Below are 15756 nucleotides of genomic sequence, written 5' to 3'. Positions count from 1 at the left end.
ATGGCGAGATACCTAGCTGGAATTTTACTATTTGCTTTAATGTTTCTTGGATGCGATTCACCCCAGAATACAAGCACGGCTTCTTCCGATTTGGAAGCTGTTGTTCACACAGTAGAAAATTTTAGGTTATATGATCGCGGTGATCATCCGTTAGGGCGCTATGAAAAAAGCCTTTTTAAAAAAGATGCGGAATTTGCCGCTGCTCAGTTGGAAGCCTTAGCAGCAATCGATACGCAAGCCCTTTCGCAAACCGAATTAATTTCATGGGAATTACTCCAATTTAAGTTACAAGACCGGGTGGACTTTTACACCTATGAAATGTATTTGAATCCAATTCAAGCAGATCAGGGATTCCACTTGGATCTCAATTATAGGGTGAATCCTATCTTGAATTATCAAGAGGCAAAAGCTTATCTGAATGTTTTAAATGACATTCCACATTTTGTAGATCAGAACCTTGTTCTGATTCAGGAAGGACTCTCCAAAGGACTCTCGCAACCAAAGGTGATTTTTAATGGTTATCAATCTACCTATGATGAGCATATTGTAAGCAGCTTTAGCGAGAGTTATTTTTATCAGCCTTTTAAGCATCTTCCGGATCTAATGACCCAGAAACAAAAGGATTCCGTACTTTCAGCAGCCAAGGAGGCTATTGAACAAAGTGTGGTTCCAGCTTTTAAAAAAATAAAACAGTTTTTTGAAACGCAATATATTCCGAACACCAGAGAAGCCATCGGTATATCAGAAATCCATGGCGGGGAAGCCTTTTATCAAAACCGAATTAATTATTATACTACTAGCGATCAGTATACTGCTGAAGATATTCACCAAATTGGTTTGAAGGAAGTTGCCAGGATTAAAGCTGAAATGGAACAAATCATAAAAGAGGTCGGTTTTAAAGGCAGTTTTGCTGAATTTCTAGATTTCTTGCGGACGGATCCACAGTTCTATGTGGACTCGGAGAGAGAATTATTAAGACAAGCCAGGGATATTGCAAAGCGAATCGATGCACAATTACCGAAATTTTTTGACTTGTTACCTAGAAAGCCATACGGGGTGATTAAAGTCCCAGATGCCATTGCTCCTAAATACACCGGAGGTAGATATTCGGGAAGTAATAGTAGCAGTGAACCAGGTTATTATTTGGTCAACACCTATAAACTAGAGAGCAGACCTTTGTACAATTTGCCAGCATTGACGGCTCATGAAGCCGTTCCAGGACATCACCTGCAGGAGTCCTTAAATCAAGAGCTTGGCGATAGTATACCAGAATTTCGAAAAAACACCTACCTATCTGCCTACGGAGAAGGTTGGGCCTTGTACTGCGAATTTTTAGCTGATCAAATGGGGATTTATACCACACCTTATGAAGAATTTGGAAAATTAACCTATGAAATGTGGCGTGCATGTCGTTTGGTAGTGGACACAGGTATTCATGCCAAAGGGTGGAGTAGAGCACAAGTAGTGGATTATCTAAAATCCAATACGGCCCTTTCCGAACATGAGATTCATACAGAAACTGATCGTTATATAGCCTGGCCTGCACAGGCAATCTCTTATAAGATTGGTGAATTAAAAATCAGAGAGCTTCGAGCGTTAGCTAAGGAGCAGTTGAGTTCCAAATTTGATATTCGTGAATTTCATCACATTATTCTAGGACAAGGAACAGTGACCCTTCCGATTCTGGAAAGGCGCGTTGAGAACTATATACGTATGAAACTAAATCAGTGATCATTAATTTTATCATTTAGTGAATCTATGGCAAGAAAAACATTTTTTTGCGTTGATGCCCATACCTGTGGAAATCCAGTTAGGGTCATCGCTGGAGGGGGGCCACAATTGATCGGCGCCACTATGAGTGAAAAGCGACAACATTTCATCCGTGAATTTGATTGGATTCGAAAAGCACTGATGTTTGAACCAAGGGGACATGATATGATGAGTGGAAGTATTCTTTACCCACCTTTAGATCCTCAGAATGATGTTGGTATACTATTTATAGAAACAAGTGGTTGTCTACCTATGTGCGGACACGGAACCATTGGAAGTATTACCATTGCGATCGAAGAAGGATTAATTACCCCTAAAACTCCCGGAAAAATAAGAATGGAAGCCCCAGCAGGACTTATTGAAATTACTTACAAGCAAACGGGTAATAAGGTAGATTGGGTAAAGCTTACCAACGTAAAATCCTACCTTGCAGCTACGGAACTAACGATTGTTTGTGAAACCTTAGGGGAGCTCGTGTTCGATGTGGCTTATGGCGGTAATTTTTATGCGATCATCGATCCTCAAAAAAACTTTAGTGGGATCCAAGATTTCTCTGCCGGAAGCCTGATTCGTCTAAGCCAAAAACTTCGCCAACAAATCAATGCAAAATATCCAGCTATGTTCATTCACCCTGAAGACGATACTATCAATGGTGTTAGTCATATCCAATGGACAGGTCAAGTTATTAATCCAAAGTCTACCGCTAGGAATGCTGTCTTTTATGGTGATAAGGCCATTGACCGTTCCCCATGTGGAACAGGAACATCAGCCCGAATGGCGCAGTGGCATGCCAAGGGATTACTGAAGCTATCAGAGGAATTCGTTCACGAGAGTTTTATAGGTTCCCAGTTTGTCGGTCGGATAGAACAGCAGACTGAACTAGCCGGAAAAACGGCTATTGTTCCTAGCATTCAAGGTTGGGCAAAGGTCTATGGATACAACACTATTTTGGTTGATGATCAGGATCCGTATGCACAAGGATTTCAAGTGATTTAATTTTATACCAAACGCCATTTTGGTGACGTTATTTAAATAAAACAGCTATACTAAAACTATTAAAGGATATGCAAAAAAACATCCTGATTATAGGCGGAGGTATCATAGGTCTCTGCTGCGCATACTATCTTAGAAAAGAAGGTCATCAGGTTACCGTTATTGACCAATCAGACTTTAAGCAGGGAGCATCCTTTGTCAATGCTGGGTATATTACCCCGAGCCACATTATTCCACTTGCCGCACCTGGTATGATTTCTAAAGGAATCAAATGGATGTTTAACTCAGCGAGCCCATTTTATATCAAACCAAGATGGGATACAGACTTCTTTAGATGGGCGTGGTATTTTCATAAATCCTCCACTAGAGAAAAAGTAGCCAAGGCAGTTCCAGTAATAAAGGATATCAATATTATTAGTAGAACGTTGTATAGCGATATGTTAGCATCAGGTGACCTAGGAGATTTCCATTGGGAACAGAAAGGACTGTTAATGCTATATAAGACTGACAAAGCTGCCGAGGAGGAACTCCATGTCGCTGAATTAGCAAAAGCTCAAGGATTAGAAGTTGAACATTTAAATAGTAAGGAACTCCAGGAGTTAGAGCCTGAGGTTGATATAGCCGCAAAAGGTGGTATTTATTACAAATGTGATGCTCATAGTACACCAACTGAAATCATGCCTAAACTCATCAACTGGCTAAAGACCAATGGGGTGATTCTTAAATCCAATGAAGTCGTACAGCGTGTATCAACCCAAGGTGGTAAACTCAAACAAGTACAGACCAATACCTCCGCATATAGCGCAGATGAAGTGGTGGTGGCTGCAGGATCTTGGAGCCAAGAGCTGGCAAAGAAATTACATTTAAACCTTTGGGTTCAAGCGGGAAAAGGTTATAGAATTGATGTTCATCGCCCTACAAAGATTACAATTCCTGCGATTTTGATAGAGGCTAAGGTAGCTATGACCCCTATGAATGGTTTTACACGATTTGCAGGAACTATGGAGTTCTCAGGAATCAATACGATCATTCGTCCACAACGTGTAGAGGCCATTAGTCAGGCGGCCAAAGCTTATTATCCAGCAGTAGAAATACAGTCACAAGAAAAGCAAGAAGCCAAAAGCGGACTCAGACCTGTTTCACCAGATGGACTTCCTTATATAGGGAAAAGTCACAAATATAGCAATGTGACCTTTGCAACCGCTCATGCTATGATGGGATGGAGTTTAGGACCAGCCACGGGGAAATTGGTCAGTGAGCTAATTTCAGATCACAAGGTATCCATGGATATAAGTGCCTTTCATCCCGATCGAAAATTTTAACTCACACGAATTAGTCAAAGTTGAATATGAGTGCCTTGTACCTCCAAAAGGTTCTTAAAAAGATCCCAGCAAAGACAATGGCCACCACAAACTTTAAGAAAGTACCTGTAATGAAGCCCAAAAAGGAGCCAAAGGCGGCTTTTAGTGCGGTTTTGTTATCCGCTTTATTGATGATCTCTCCTACAAAAGCACCAATAAAAGGCCAAATAATAATGCCAAATAAGCCAAAAATTGGAAAAATAAAGGAGATAATAAGTCCGACAGTGGTTCCTATCATTCCAGTTTTACTTCCTCCAAATCGTTTGGTTCCAGCAATGGGGATGATGTAATCTACCACTACCACCCCGACCGCGACTGCTAAAGTGATGCCCAGAACCCACCAATTATCCTCAACAGCTTTGGTTAGATAAAGTAGTAATAATCCAAGCCAACTTAGGGGTGCTCCAGGAATTACAGGAAGAAAACTACCTAAAATCCCGATAAGTATAAAAATAAATCCAATAATAGTCAGAACAATATCCATGGTGTTTTTTAATAGTTAATTTGATTGTCGAATTAACGGCTGATTAAAGGTAGTTGATTCTTAAACAACTAGTTATATTATTTTGTACCTGAATTAACATCCAATGCTACATCCAAATATACATAAAAACTATTCGTTGATAGTCACCGTTGGTATCGATGTAACGTTAAAATTTTTTAAAATTATTAACTAACATATTAGTTTAAACTAAAAATTTAGTTATATTTGTACCATATCAACTAAAATATTAGTTATAAATAATATGAGTCAGATAAAGCAACTTACAAAGGCAGAAGAAGAAGTAATGCAAATCCTATGGGATTTAAACAAAGCAAATGTGGCGGCTGTCATCGAGCAGCTCCCCGAGCCCAAACCTGCCTATAACACCGTTTCAACTATTATTAGGATCCTTGAGAACAAAGGGTTTGTAGATCACATACAAAAGGGTAAGGGCTACATTTATTTTCCGATTGTCAACAAATCGGAATACAGTAATCAGTCTTTAAATAAAATTCTTCATGGATATTTTCAAGGATCATTTAAAAGTATGGTTTCCTTTTTTGTTAAGAAAAACGATATCAGTTTAAACGAAATGGAAGCTATTTTAAATGAATTGGAACAGCAAGAAGATGAAAATTCACAGGTGCTACCATAATATTATTTTTTAATTTATAAGACCAACCTTATGTTTTCATATATTATTCAGTGCATGGTTTTTCAACTACTATTTTTAGTAGTCTATGATGTGTTCTTAAAGAAAGAAACCTTCTTTAATTGGAACCGTGCCTATTTGTTAATCACTCCTTTGGTGTCCTTGGTGTTGCCTTTTGTGAAGCTACAGAGCCTTCGAACCACCGCCCCTGATGATTTGGTTTTTTTACTCTCTGAGGTAACGCTTGTTGCCGATTCAAATATAGCTCCCCAGATGCAAACAAGTATATGGGAATCCATTAATATATGGCACTGGATACTCTTACTTGGAAGTTGCATAAGCTTCTGTTGGTTTGTCTATAAGTGTTATCAAATTATAAGGTTTAGACAAAAGGGAGCGCATCGATACTTTCAAGGTTACTTGCAAGTGGAGATTCCAAACAATGAGGTTGTTTTTACTTTTTTTAATACCATCTATATAGGTAGTCGAATCCTAGAGCGAAAACATGACCATATCCTTAATCACGAGCTGGTTCATGTTCAACAACGTCACAGCTTGGATTTGCTATTATTTGAATTCTTGCGCGTTGTATTTTGGTTTAATCCTTTGGTATATGTCTATCAAAGCCGAATCACAGAGTTGCACGAATTTATCGCGGATTCTAAAGCCGTGAAAACCCAAAAAAAAGAATACTGTCAGTTGCTTTTACAAGATACCTTTAAGACTGATCAGTTGTCATTAACCAATCAATTTTTCAATCATTCATTAATCAAAAAACGAATCGTTATGTTACAAAAATCAACATCCAAAAAAGTTTGGCAACTAAAATACTTGTTGCTCATTCCAATGATCACAATTATGTTGTTTTACACCTCATGTGAGGCAGATCAGCAATCAGAATTTGATCAAAGCAGAATCTCTTCTTTAGAGGACCAGGTTAGCGAACTAGAAGCCACTATCGCTGGAGAAGAGGTGAGTCCTGAATTACAGAGACGACTACTTAACGTTGCAGCCAATGCCAATAACATTAATTTAGATGATTTTCCTAAGAAGAATCTCGAACTACCTTTCGCTAATGTGAGTATAAAGCCTAGTTTCAAATCCCAATGCGCCGATGGTGCAACTGGTTTTGAGTGTTTTAAAGTTAAACTTGATCAACACGTTTTGAAAACTTTTAAATATCCAAAGCAAGCAATAGCGCAAAAGGTAGAAGGCCGGGTGTATGTTAATTTCAGAATTAACACAGATGGAACGATCACAATTCTAGATTCTAGGGCACCAGATCCTTCTTTGGACGCTGAAGCAAGAAGGATAATTGAAATGTTACCTCGACTTAATCCTGGATTAGGTCCCGATGGACAACCAGTGAGTGTTACGTTTGCTTATCCTATTGTTTTCAAGTTATCCTAGTAAAAAGCAATTTCATTTGAATTAGCTAACCTAAACTTTAAGTTTCACCACCTCGTTAGAGGTGGTTTTTTTATAATTTTAATCCTGACCCATGATCACCGCACCGCCTTGGCCGTTGATTTGGATCGTTAGATCTCCTTTTTTCGTAACTTTCTTATGGATCAGTTCCGAGGTGAAACTAGAAGGATCTTTATCTTGGATTACCTGAACATTTTTCCCAGCAAGCATCGGAAGTTGGAGTTTTATTTTTCGCTTTGTATTAGTGCCGTTCACAAGAGCAACATACCATTTGTTGGCTTTTCTCCTTGCAATGGCCGCATAGTCCTCTGGAGCTCCTCCAATATATACCGTTTGATCCCAAACACTAGGGACCTCCTTAATAAAGTCTAGTACAAATTCTGGCTGCTCCTTTAAATTATTAGGAGTAAGACCAAAGTGTTGAATCGGCGAGAGGTATAAAATAGCGGTTGCCAATTCAAAAGCATCTGTGGTTTTTCGGATGGTGCCAGAGTTTTGATCTTTGGATAATCTATGATTTAAAAATACCGGTGCGAAATCCATGGCAGCTACGGAGTTTCTAGTAAAGGGTAAAATGGAAGCATTTAGCGCATGATGATCGAGTGAACTCTGATTGAAAACCAGATTTTCAGAAGCTAATACTGCTTCAGAGGTGACAAAGTTAGGATACATTCGTTCCCATCCTCTTGGAAGAGTACACCCGTGAAAGGTAATGCCTAAACCATAGTTATTGGCATCGTTTAGGATGGCCTCATAGAGTTGCATGGTAGTTTGTTTGTCCCCACCAAAGAAATCCACCTTTAAACCTTTAACACCTATACTTTGGAGCCATTGCATCTCTTTTTGACGATCGATAATGGAATTCATTTTATTTTTTGGACCCTGTGGCGCCTCACTCCAATATCCATTAGAATTATACCATAAAATCACATCCACTCCTTTTTTATTGGCGTATTGGACTAGTTCTTCCACTTTTTCTCGGCCTATTCGAGTGTCCCACCAGTTATCGATCAGAACATACTCAAAATTTAATTCTGCGGCCATATCAATATAGGTTATCTGGTCCTGGTAATTTATACTGTTGTCCTGCCAGACAATCCAGCTCCAGGTGGCGCGTCCCATTTTATAATCCGTGGAAGCTTCGTATTTTGGTTTTACTAAATCGAAGGCGACCGTGGATTCTACGATGGGTTTTAAACTAGTTCCTAAAGTGATGGTTCGCCAAGGAGTTTTTGCAGGTAAAGGCTGCGCAGCAAATGTATCCCCTATACCACTGTTTTCACCCTGTTGCGGAAATTCCAAGGGATATAGCCCATCCTTGGTGGCCTCCCCAAGTCTAGCACCAGGGTATTGTCCGTCAACACCTGTTTCAGAGATTAACAGCCATCCTTTATCTTGGTCTAGTTTAAAGAGAGCTGGAAAAGTATAACCAACACCATTGGCCGAAGGGGTTCCTACGGCCTCATTTAGGGTATAAGGTTCTTCATAAGAAGGCTTGGTTTCCATCCAACCAGTCATCGGTAAGGCCTGAGGTGTGATATAGGTGGTGGCTTGATCTGGAATATTAAATCCTGTGGTCTCCTTGTAAATTTTAATGTTGCTACGGCCTTCTTTGGAACGAATTTCATAATAAAAACCAATATCGCGATTGCTCAATTGAAAATGAACAAGTAACGTATCTTGTTTGGAATTGGTGAAAATACTCGAAAGTGCGTTGGCGTGGTAGTTTACATGACTAACTTTGGCTTTTTGAAGCTCGTAAGATTCGTCTATGCTTTTGGTTGAGGAGCTGATATAAACTAAATTTTGACTAAAGTCACTTAAGGATGTTTGTAGTCCTAATGGTGACTTTTCTAAAAATGGTGTAGTCTCATAAAAAGCCTCGTAAAATAAGCTACCATTATCAAGATTTAAATGAACAGTTATGTTCTGGTCGGGACTCTTAACAGTTGCGACGGTCTGACTCATTCCTACCATTGGAAAGGCCCATAAAACAACGAGTGTAATGGACTTAAAAGAATTTCTCATAGATTGGTTTTTTAAAAGGTGTAATTTACACACTTATCTAACAATCTCAAAAATTATTTGTGCAAATTAGTTCGATGCTGTGGTGTTCCTTATAGGTACTATTAATAATATAGGCATAAAAAAACCGCGAGTGCTAGATTCGCGGTTTAATAAAATCTGTTTCGTCGTATTAGTATCTGTAGTAATCAGGTTTGAATGGTCCTTTTACTTCCACACCAATATATTCTGCTTGTTCTTTTTTGAGCTCCGTCAGTTCTACGCCTATTTTTGCCAAATGAAGCGCAGCTACCTTTTCATCCAAGTGCTTAGGTAACATATAAACCTTGTTCTCATATTTTTCTGGATAATTCCACAATTCGATCTGTGCCAAGGTTTGATTAGTAAATGAATTACTCATTACAAAGCTTGGGTGCCCAGTAGCGCAACCAAGGTTAACTAACCTACCTTGCGCTAGCAATATGATATCATTGCCATTAATGGTGTACTTATCCACTTGAGGTTTGATATTCACTCTGGTATCTCCATGTGTTTTATTTAGCCAAGCCACATCAATTTCATTGTCGAAATGTCCAATATTACACACAATGGTTTTATCTTTCATTAATTTGAAGTGCTTCTGGGTCACGATATCTCTGTTTCCAGTAGTGGTAATGACAATATCCGCTTTTTCAACTACGTTTTCAAGTCTTTTTACCTCGTATCCTTCCATGGCTGCTTGCAGTGCACAAATAGGATCGATCTCAGTAACTGTTACGATAGCACCGGCACCTCTGAAAGAAGCAGCGGTTCCTTTACCAACATCACCAAAACCACAAACCACTACGCGTTTACCAGCTAGCATCACATCGGTAGCACGTCTGATAGCATCAACAGCGCTTTCACGACATCCGTATTTGTTGTCAAACTTTGACTTGGTAACAGAATCGTTCACGTTAATGGCTGGAATGGGAAGTGTCCCTTTTTTCATGCGTTCATATAAGCGGTGTACTCCAGTGGTTGTTTCCTCTGATATCCCTTTGATTCCTGAAGCAAGTTCTGGGTATTTGTCCAAAACCATATTGGTTAAATCACCTCCGTCATCCAAAATTAAATTTAGGGGTTTTCTATCCTCTCCGAAAAATAAGGTTTGTTCTATACACCAATCAAATTCTTCTTCATTCATATCCTTCCATGCGTATACTGGAATTCCAGCGGCTGCAATAGCCGCTGCCGCTTGATCTTGAGTTGAATAGATATTGCAAGAACTCCAAGTCACCTCTGCTCCCAGTGCAACCAAGGTTTCAATTAAGACGGCCGTTTGAATAGTCATATGCAAGCAACCCGCAATGCGAGCTCCTTTCAGTGGTTGAGACTCCTTATACTCTTCTCTAAGCGACATTAAACCAGGCATTTCCGCCTCCGCCAACTCAATTTCTTTTCTACCCCAATCTGCCAATGAAATGTCTTTTACTTTAAAAGGGACGAAAGGAATTGTTTTAGTACTCATATTACTTTAGTATTTTTACGTTCGTTTTCAGGTCGAATGCTGAATTTATTTTACAAATTCGACCATAAAATTGGGTACAAAGGTACATAAATTACTTGTAAAAAAATATGTCTCTATATAAATCCATATTGGTAAATCCCACAACTAAAGTGTTGATTTGGAAGATTGAAGAGCCTGAGCAGCTTCTAAAAGAAGGAATCGAATTGACAGCTAATTGCCAGGAACGACTCGCTGGGATGAAATCAGAAATTCACAGAAGAGGGTTTTTAAGTGTCCGGCAATTGTTGCGGGAAGCTGGGTATAAGACCTCAGATCTTTACTATGACTCCAGTGGAAAACCGCACCTTATGGATGGTAAACAAATCTCCATTACCCATTCCTTTAGTTATTCTGGAATGATTATAAGCGATGCCACAAAAGTGGGTATCGACATAGAGAAGCAGCGCGACAAAATTGCTGTTATCGCTCACAAGTTTATCGATTATGAATTTGGATTCTTAACCGCCAATATGATTCGTGAACTGACGGTGGTTTGGTGTATTAAAGAGAGTCTTTACAAGGTTTTTGCTACTGAGGGTATGAGTTTTAAACAGCATACTAAAGTTATTCCATTTCATATAGAACAAGGACACACCCCCGCCTGGATTATTTATAAGGGAAAGCTGCAAAAATACAGGGCTTCATTTTTTGAGTTTGATGGTTTTACTTGCGCTTATTCCTTGGAAAATTAACCGCTAAATAATAATAAAATGACTATTTCAGTTGAATTAACATTGACTCCGCTACAGGATGATTTTGAACCCGCTATTATCGATTTGATAAAGAAATTACGAGAAAGCGGATTAAAGGTAATGGAAAATCCATTAAGCACCCAAGTATACGGGGAGTACGACCAGGTAATGCAGGTAGTAACAGCGCACGTAAAATCTTCTTTTGAACTCATTGACAAAGGGTTGCTTTACATGAAAATAGTAAAATCTGACCGCAGCGAGTATGAGCCACATTTTTGATTGGGTTTTTAGCCAGTATCATGGAGTACCAATTGAGTTAGTTGTTTGGGAGATCATCGCTATAATCTTTGGATTACTAAGTGTATGGTATTCTAAACGAGAGAATATTCTAGTTTATCCTACTGGGATTATTTCCACTGCAATCTATGTGTACCTTTTGATCGTATATCAATTATTAGGTGATATGTTAATCAATGCGTATTACTTTACTATGAGCATATATGGTTGGTACCTATGGACTAGAAAGATAGATCAAACTAGGTTTATCCCTATCACTCGAATGACTAGAAAGGAGTATCGGATGGCAGGGGTTTTGTTTGTATCAGCTATTGCTTTAGTAGTGGTTATTTATGAGCTCTTTGATAAATGGCAATCCTGGTTCTCATATGTTGATATTTTAACCACTGCCATATTTTTTGTCGGAATGTGGCTGATGGCAAAAAAGAAACTTGAAAACTGGACCTATTGGATTATTGGTGACATCATATCCATTCCCTTGTACTTATTAAAAGGGATGGTCTTGTCTAGCTTTTTATATGCCACTTTAACCATTATAGCCATATACGGATATATAGCATGGAAGAAAAACTTAAACAAGAGCCCAGAGAGGTTATTAAAATAGTTTTGTTTGGGCCAGAATCTACTGGTAAGACAACCTTAGCAAAAGAACTGGCCAAGCACTTTAATACCAATTGGGTTCCTGAATATATGAGAACTTATTTGGAGGCTAAATGGAATGCTTATAATCGAAGTTGCGACATCGAGGATCTGAAAGCCATCGCTATTGGTCAAATGGATCATGAGAACCTATTGAGTAAAACAGCAAATCGAGTACTTTTTTGCGATACGAACCTACTAGAGATCAAAGTGTATTCTCAAGTGTATTACCAAGGGTATTGCGATCCCACCATAGCAAAGTACGCTGAAGAAAATACATACGATTTGTATTTTTTAACCTATATTGACGTGCCCTGGGAGGCAGACGTGTTAAGGGACAAGCCTTTCGAACGTGAACAGATGTACGCCAATTTTAAAAAAGCACTACAGGACTCTAATAAACCTTTTGTAGTGTTAAAAGGAACACTAGAGGAACGATTAACCCTTGCCATTAGGCATGTAGAAAAACTTTTGAACAAATCATGATTACACTGACAGAAGAGGATAAAAAGCAACTCAAAGAAAAAGGAATTTCTCTAGAAAAAGTCAAAACTCAATTAGAGACCTTTGAAAAAGGGATTCCGTATACGAATCTTTTGGCAGCTGCAACAATTCAAGACGGTATTTTAAAATTTGATGACAAACAAAAGGCGACCTATGTCGAGATGTTTGAAAAACATAAAGATCAGCTAGAATTGTTGAAGTTTGTCCCCGCCTCAGGTGCTGCGACTCGAATGTTTAAAGCCTTGTTTCAGTTTTTAAACAATTACAATCCTGCCAATGAGACCATTAATGCTTATATTAATAGGGAGAAAGCAGATATTATTCGTACTTTCTTTATTGGAGTGGAGAAGTTTCCTTTCTATGAGCAGGTAATTAAACGGTTTGTTGAAAAACATCCTGATTTTCTGAATCTACCAGATCATTTTCAAAAGTACTTTTTTGTTAAAATCCTCTTGGATAAGGAGGAATTTGATTATGGATCGAGTCCTAAGGGGTTGCTGCCGTTTCATAAATATAAGACACACCCGGCTACCGCTTTTGAAGAGCATATGTATGAGGCGGCATTATATGATGAATCCAATGGTGTTGCAAAACTTCATTTTACCATCTCCAAGGAACATAATAATGACTTTGATCAGGAGATGGACAATATCAAAAAAAGAGTTGAGGATACAACAGGAGTTCAGTTTCAAATCTCTTTTTCCTTCCAAAAAGAATCTACTGATACCCTAGCGGTGAATATGGATAACAAGCCCTTTAGATTGGAGGATGGAAGTATTTTATTTCGTCCAGGAGGGCATGGTGCGCTTATTGAGAACCTAAACGAACAAGATGCAGACATTATCTTTGTGAAAAATATAGATAATGTGGTGGTCAATAAGTATAAACATGAACTCGCAGAGTATAAAAAAGTATTGGCAGCCAAGCTATTGGAATTGCAACAAGGTGCATTCGCTTATGCTAAATTGTTAGATGAATCCACACCTGATGAACAAACCATTGAAGAAATTAAACAGTTTTTAAAACAAAAGCTCAATGTACATATTAAGGAGGATATTGATAAATACAAGGAAGTATATCAAATTGAATTTTTAAAAGAAAAATTAAATGCCCCTATCCGTGTTTGTGGAATGGTGAAGAACGAGGGAGAGCCAGGAGGTGGGCCATTTTGGGTCAAAGATGAAGATGGGAATATTTCTTTGCAGATTATCGAAACACCGCAAATAGACCCGAACAATAAATTCCAACAGGATATTCTAAATTCTTCTACGCACTTTAATCCCGTGGATATTGTATGCGGAACAAAGAATTATAAAGGAGAGAAATACGACCTTCTCAGGTTTGTCAATACTAAAAATGCATTTATCACTAAAAAAACGCTCCAGGGAAAAGAATTAAAAGCATTAGAACTTCCTGGACTTTGGAACGGAGGAATGGCATTTTGGAATACAGTGTTTGTTGAAGTACCATTGACAACTTTTAATCCTGTTAAAACGGTGGTTGATTTATTGAAAGAAGCTCATCAAGTGCAGGATAAGTAATCTGATAAACTATTAGAATAGATAAGGGGTGTGTAATATTTATACACTCCCTTATTTTTTTACACACCTTTTTTACACCGCTATTGTAATTGAATGTTTAAGTAAAAACTTGTAAAGTTCTTATCTACAAAGGGTTGTGTGCTATTATTGCTTTTGTGTTTTTATTGGTATGGATTTGGTAATTAACCTATTAAAGAATTGATAAAAATTAAAAATTACATATATGAAGACAATAGTATTAGTATCCGCATTTGCGCTAGGTAGTTTTGCTTCATTTGCAGCAACTCCAGTAATATTCCACGATGGAATCGCTGAAGATATATTTGCAGTACAGGACGAATTTCAAGAAATTGACACGGCAGAATTGCCACAAGCCATCACCGATGCACTAGCTACTGATTTTCCTGGAGCTGAGCTTTCTAAGGCATATAAGAATGAGGCTTCGGAGTACAAACTCGAAGTTATGGTTGGGGAAGAGACAAACACGCTATATGCTAACGAAAACGGTGAGTGGATCCAAAAATAGGAATAAGCTTCGTTTATTTTAATTACGTTTGATAAAAAGACTTTCAATTTTGGAAGTCTTTTTTGTGGATCACATTTTATTAAGGGAGTTGATTTATGCTGTCACTGCACCTACATATCCAACCTCACTCCCACTTTACGAAAACAATGATAACAAACGACGGTGTATCTCAATGAAATATTTTTTGGCTTTTAGAATAGAAAAGTAAAGGGTATTAGGCGGTTAAAACGCAATCTGCGCAATCTTTCACTTGGCCGTAATAGGTCTCACGGTACTTGTGAATGGTTCTTAGTGGTATGCCGAAAAGATGTTTTCTAATATAGGTGACTTTTACACTTATATTACCCATTTTTTTACTGTACCTTTTTTCTAATCTAGTCTTTCTTTTAACTTTTACTAATAGCATTTTTCTCATATCAGTTACAAATAACGAAAATATATGCCTTAAAGTCAAATAGTTATATTTTATATTATCTATTCTACTAATGGAAAAATCTATAGCTGGAATTCTATATATTGGTCATTTTAACTTTTATTATTTGGCGGAGCCAACACTATAACTGGGCTTAGAGGTACTTGGGATTTATGGATTTTCCTATTGATTTGAGTGTTAGATTTTGTCTCTTTTTGCTCGCTTACAGCCTTGATTTATTTTTTCTAATGGTATCTGAAGGGTATTAATGTCAATTTTTGTAACTATATATAATGAAAAAACCACCGGAAGGTGGTTTAGTAGTTTTTTTAATATGGAGGTGGTTGGATTCTAATGTGCAAATACTTTTTTACTTTGGTTGAAGTAAAAAGGCACTTGGATATTCTTCCCTTACTTTCATTAAATATCTATCTGCTTCAAGTCGGTTTCTAAATTTACCTACCCTCACTTTATAATTTGGTGTCTCGAAAGAGATATTACAGCTAATATCATCAAATTTTTCTTGAAACTCTTTTTCTGCATTTTCTGCCCCTTCTAACGTTCCATTGTAGATTTGAATACTAAAGCGCTTTTCCATGTCACTTTCGTTAAGTTGGGATTTATAGGCAATTAATTTTGCTATTCTCGGATCCTGATTTATAGTTACTTTCCCTTCTGGATGTTGGGTTTTCAAACCGTCTTGAGCGTAAATAATTCCACTGCAGAAAAAGGCGATCATGGCAATAATAATGGAGGGTTTACAGGCTAATAATCTCATAATGAATACTATTTTATGCAAATGTAAATCTTAAATTTATTTAATTGTGCATTTTTTTTATTTAGAATTGATATAAATTAAGCGTTAACGCTTCTCTAACATTTTTCAAATCGACTCTAAGTCGTA

General features: G+C 37.9%; 16 protein-coding genes. 11 read left to right on the top strand and 5 right to left on the bottom strand.

Translation table 11 applies throughout. The features are described from left to right. From VKY50_RS00365 to VKY50_RS00355, 3 genes are all read left to right on the top strand, one after another. The gene (locus tag VKY50_RS00365) at window positions 1-1731 is read left to right on the top strand and encodes a DUF885 domain-containing protein (RefSeq protein ID WP_324297685.1); all 1731 of its coding nucleotides are present in this window, start codon (window positions 1-3) and stop codon (window positions 1729-1731) included. A 27-nt stretch (window positions 1732-1758) separates the two neighbouring features. Then, window positions 1759-2766 (top strand): 4-hydroxyproline epimerase, encoded by a 1008-nt coding sequence (locus VKY50_RS00360; protein WP_324297683.1) that lies wholly within the window; start codon window positions 1759-1761, stop codon window positions 2764-2766. Window positions 2767-2834: 68 nt separating this feature from the next. Further along, window positions 2835-4085: an NAD(P)/FAD-dependent oxidoreductase gene (locus tag VKY50_RS00355; protein ID WP_324297681.1), complete on the top strand. Its 1251-nt coding sequence runs from the start codon at window positions 2835-2837 to the stop codon at window positions 4083-4085. A gap of 10 nt (window positions 4086-4095) precedes the next feature. Here VKY50_RS00355 and VKY50_RS00350 read toward each other — a convergent pair whose 3' ends face one another. Then, window positions 4096-4608, bottom strand: a complete 513-nt coding sequence (locus VKY50_RS00350) for a DUF456 domain-containing protein (RefSeq protein ID WP_324297679.1) — start codon at window positions 4606-4608, stop codon at window positions 4096-4098. A gap of 271 nt (window positions 4609-4879) precedes the next feature. On the opposite strand from VKY50_RS00350, the gene VKY50_RS00345 reads away from it, so the two are divergent. Together VKY50_RS00345 and VKY50_RS00340 are read left to right on the top strand one after the other, a co-directional pair. Further along, window positions 4880-5263 (top strand): BlaI/MecI/CopY family transcriptional regulator, encoded by a 384-nt coding sequence (locus VKY50_RS00345; RefSeq protein ID WP_324297720.1) that lies wholly within the window; start codon window positions 4880-4882, stop codon window positions 5261-5263. 30 nt (window positions 5264-5293) lie between these two features. Beyond that, window positions 5294-6670 carry a M56 family metallopeptidase gene (locus VKY50_RS00340; RefSeq protein ID WP_324297677.1) on the top strand — a complete coding sequence of 459 codons (1377 nt, stop codon included), beginning with the start codon at window positions 5294-5296 and terminating at the stop codon, window positions 6668-6670. Window positions 6671-6748: 78 nt separating this feature from the next. Here VKY50_RS00340 and VKY50_RS00335 read toward each other — a convergent pair whose 3' ends face one another. After that, entirely contained in the window at window positions 6749-8716 is a 1968-nt protein-coding gene (locus tag VKY50_RS00335) for a glycoside hydrolase family 97 protein (protein ID WP_324297675.1), read from the bottom strand. A gap of 169 nt (window positions 8717-8885) precedes the next feature. Continuing rightward, on the bottom strand, window positions 8886-10202 hold the full coding sequence (ahcY, locus tag VKY50_RS00330) for an adenosylhomocysteinase (RefSeq protein WP_324297673.1): 1317 nt from the start codon (window positions 10200-10202) through the stop codon (window positions 8886-8888). Between the two features lie 107 nt (window positions 10203-10309). Between ahcY and VKY50_RS00325 the strand changes: the two genes are divergently transcribed. From VKY50_RS00325 to VKY50_RS00300, 6 genes are all read left to right on the top strand, one after another. After that, on the top strand, window positions 10310-10933 hold the full coding sequence (locus VKY50_RS00325; protein WP_324297671.1) for a 4'-phosphopantetheinyl transferase family protein: 624 nt from the start codon (window positions 10310-10312) through the stop codon (window positions 10931-10933). A gap of 18 nt (window positions 10934-10951) precedes the next feature. Beyond that, window positions 10952-11212, top strand: a complete 261-nt coding sequence (locus VKY50_RS00320) for a thiamine-binding protein (protein ID WP_324297669.1) — start codon at window positions 10952-10954, stop codon at window positions 11210-11212. Next, window positions 11196-11834, top strand: coding sequence for a nicotinamide riboside transporter PnuC (pnuC, locus tag VKY50_RS00315; RefSeq protein ID WP_324297668.1), 639 nt, complete (start codon window positions 11196-11198; stop codon window positions 11832-11834). Before VKY50_RS00320 ends, pnuC begins: the two co-directional genes overlap by 17 nt. Next, on the top strand, window positions 11789-12355 hold the full coding sequence (locus VKY50_RS00310; protein ID WP_324297666.1) for an ATP-binding protein: 567 nt from the start codon (window positions 11789-11791) through the stop codon (window positions 12353-12355). The genes pnuC and VKY50_RS00310 overlap by 46 nt, the downstream gene beginning before the upstream one ends. Beyond that, the gene (locus VKY50_RS00305; protein WP_324297664.1) at window positions 12352-13914 is read left to right on the top strand and encodes a DUF4301 family protein; all 1563 of its coding nucleotides are present in this window, start codon (window positions 12352-12354) and stop codon (window positions 13912-13914) included. The genes VKY50_RS00310 and VKY50_RS00305 overlap by 4 nt, the downstream gene beginning before the upstream one ends. A gap of 223 nt (window positions 13915-14137) precedes the next feature. Further along, on the top strand, window positions 14138-14440 hold the full coding sequence (locus VKY50_RS00300; protein WP_324297662.1) for a hypothetical protein: 303 nt from the start codon (window positions 14138-14140) through the stop codon (window positions 14438-14440). A 214-nt stretch (window positions 14441-14654) separates the two neighbouring features. Here the strand turns inward: VKY50_RS00300 and VKY50_RS00295 are convergent, their stop codons facing one another. Further along, complete coding sequence (locus VKY50_RS00295) at window positions 14655-14846, bottom strand: hypothetical protein (protein ID WP_324297660.1); 192 nt, start codon at window positions 14844-14846, stop codon at window positions 14655-14657. 376 nt (window positions 14847-15222) lie between these two features. Continuing rightward, window positions 15223-15630 (bottom strand): SPOR domain-containing protein, encoded by a 408-nt coding sequence (locus VKY50_RS00290; RefSeq protein ID WP_324297658.1) that lies wholly within the window; start codon window positions 15628-15630, stop codon window positions 15223-15225. Window positions 15631-15756 lie beyond the last annotated feature (126 nt).

It is taken from the genome of Galbibacter sp., from assembly GCF_035306585.1.
Lineage (GTDB): Bacteria > Bacteroidota > Bacteroidia > Flavobacteriales > Flavobacteriaceae > Galbibacter.
This window is presented reverse-complemented; position numbering and strand designations above follow the sequence as displayed.

What these genes read in the sequence shown, in the direction of transcription:
- ahcY (WP_324297673.1), bottom strand. Translation starts at nt 10,202, where the DNA reads ATGAGTACTAAAACAATTCCTTTCGTCCCTTTTAAAGTAAAAGACATT.
- VKY50_RS00355 (WP_324297681.1), top strand. Translation starts at nt 2,835, where the DNA reads ATGCAAAAAAACATCCTGATTATAGGCGGAGGTATCATAGGTCTCTGC.
- VKY50_RS00300 (WP_324297662.1), top strand. Translation starts at nt 14,138, where the DNA reads ATGAAGACAATAGTATTAGTATCCGCATTTGCGCTAGGTAGTTTTGCT.
- VKY50_RS00335 (WP_324297675.1), bottom strand. Translation starts at nt 8,716, where the DNA reads ATGAGAAATTCTTTTAAGTCCATTACACTCGTTGTTTTATGGGCCTTT.
- VKY50_RS00320 (WP_324297669.1), top strand. Translation starts at nt 10,952, where the DNA reads ATGACTATTTCAGTTGAATTAACATTGACTCCGCTACAGGATGATTTT.
- VKY50_RS00360 (WP_324297683.1), top strand. Translation starts at nt 1,759, where the DNA reads ATGGCAAGAAAAACATTTTTTTGCGTTGATGCCCATACCTGTGGAAAT.
- VKY50_RS00325 (WP_324297671.1), top strand. Translation starts at nt 10,310, where the DNA reads ATGTCTCTATATAAATCCATATTGGTAAATCCCACAACTAAAGTGTTG.
- VKY50_RS00350 (WP_324297679.1), bottom strand. Translation starts at nt 4,608, where the DNA reads ATGGATATTGTTCTGACTATTATTGGATTTATTTTTATACTTATCGGG.
- VKY50_RS00340 (WP_324297677.1), top strand. Translation starts at nt 5,294, where the DNA reads ATGTTTTCATATATTATTCAGTGCATGGTTTTTCAACTACTATTTTTA.
- pnuC (WP_324297668.1), top strand. Translation starts at nt 11,196, where the DNA reads ATGAGCCACATTTTTGATTGGGTTTTTAGCCAGTATCATGGAGTACCA.
- VKY50_RS00365 (WP_324297685.1), top strand. Translation starts at nt 1, where the DNA reads ATGGCGAGATACCTAGCTGGAATTTTACTATTTGCTTTAATGTTTCTT.
- VKY50_RS00290 (WP_324297658.1), bottom strand. Translation starts at nt 15,630, where the DNA reads ATGAGATTATTAGCCTGTAAACCCTCCATTATTATTGCCATGATCGCC.
- VKY50_RS00295 (WP_324297660.1), bottom strand. Translation starts at nt 14,846, where the DNA reads ATGCTATTAGTAAAAGTTAAAAGAAAGACTAGATTAGAAAAAAGGTAC.
- VKY50_RS00305 (WP_324297664.1), top strand. Translation starts at nt 12,352, where the DNA reads ATGATTACACTGACAGAAGAGGATAAAAAGCAACTCAAAGAAAAAGGA.
- VKY50_RS00310 (WP_324297666.1), top strand. Translation starts at nt 11,789, where the DNA reads ATGGAAGAAAAACTTAAACAAGAGCCCAGAGAGGTTATTAAAATAGTT.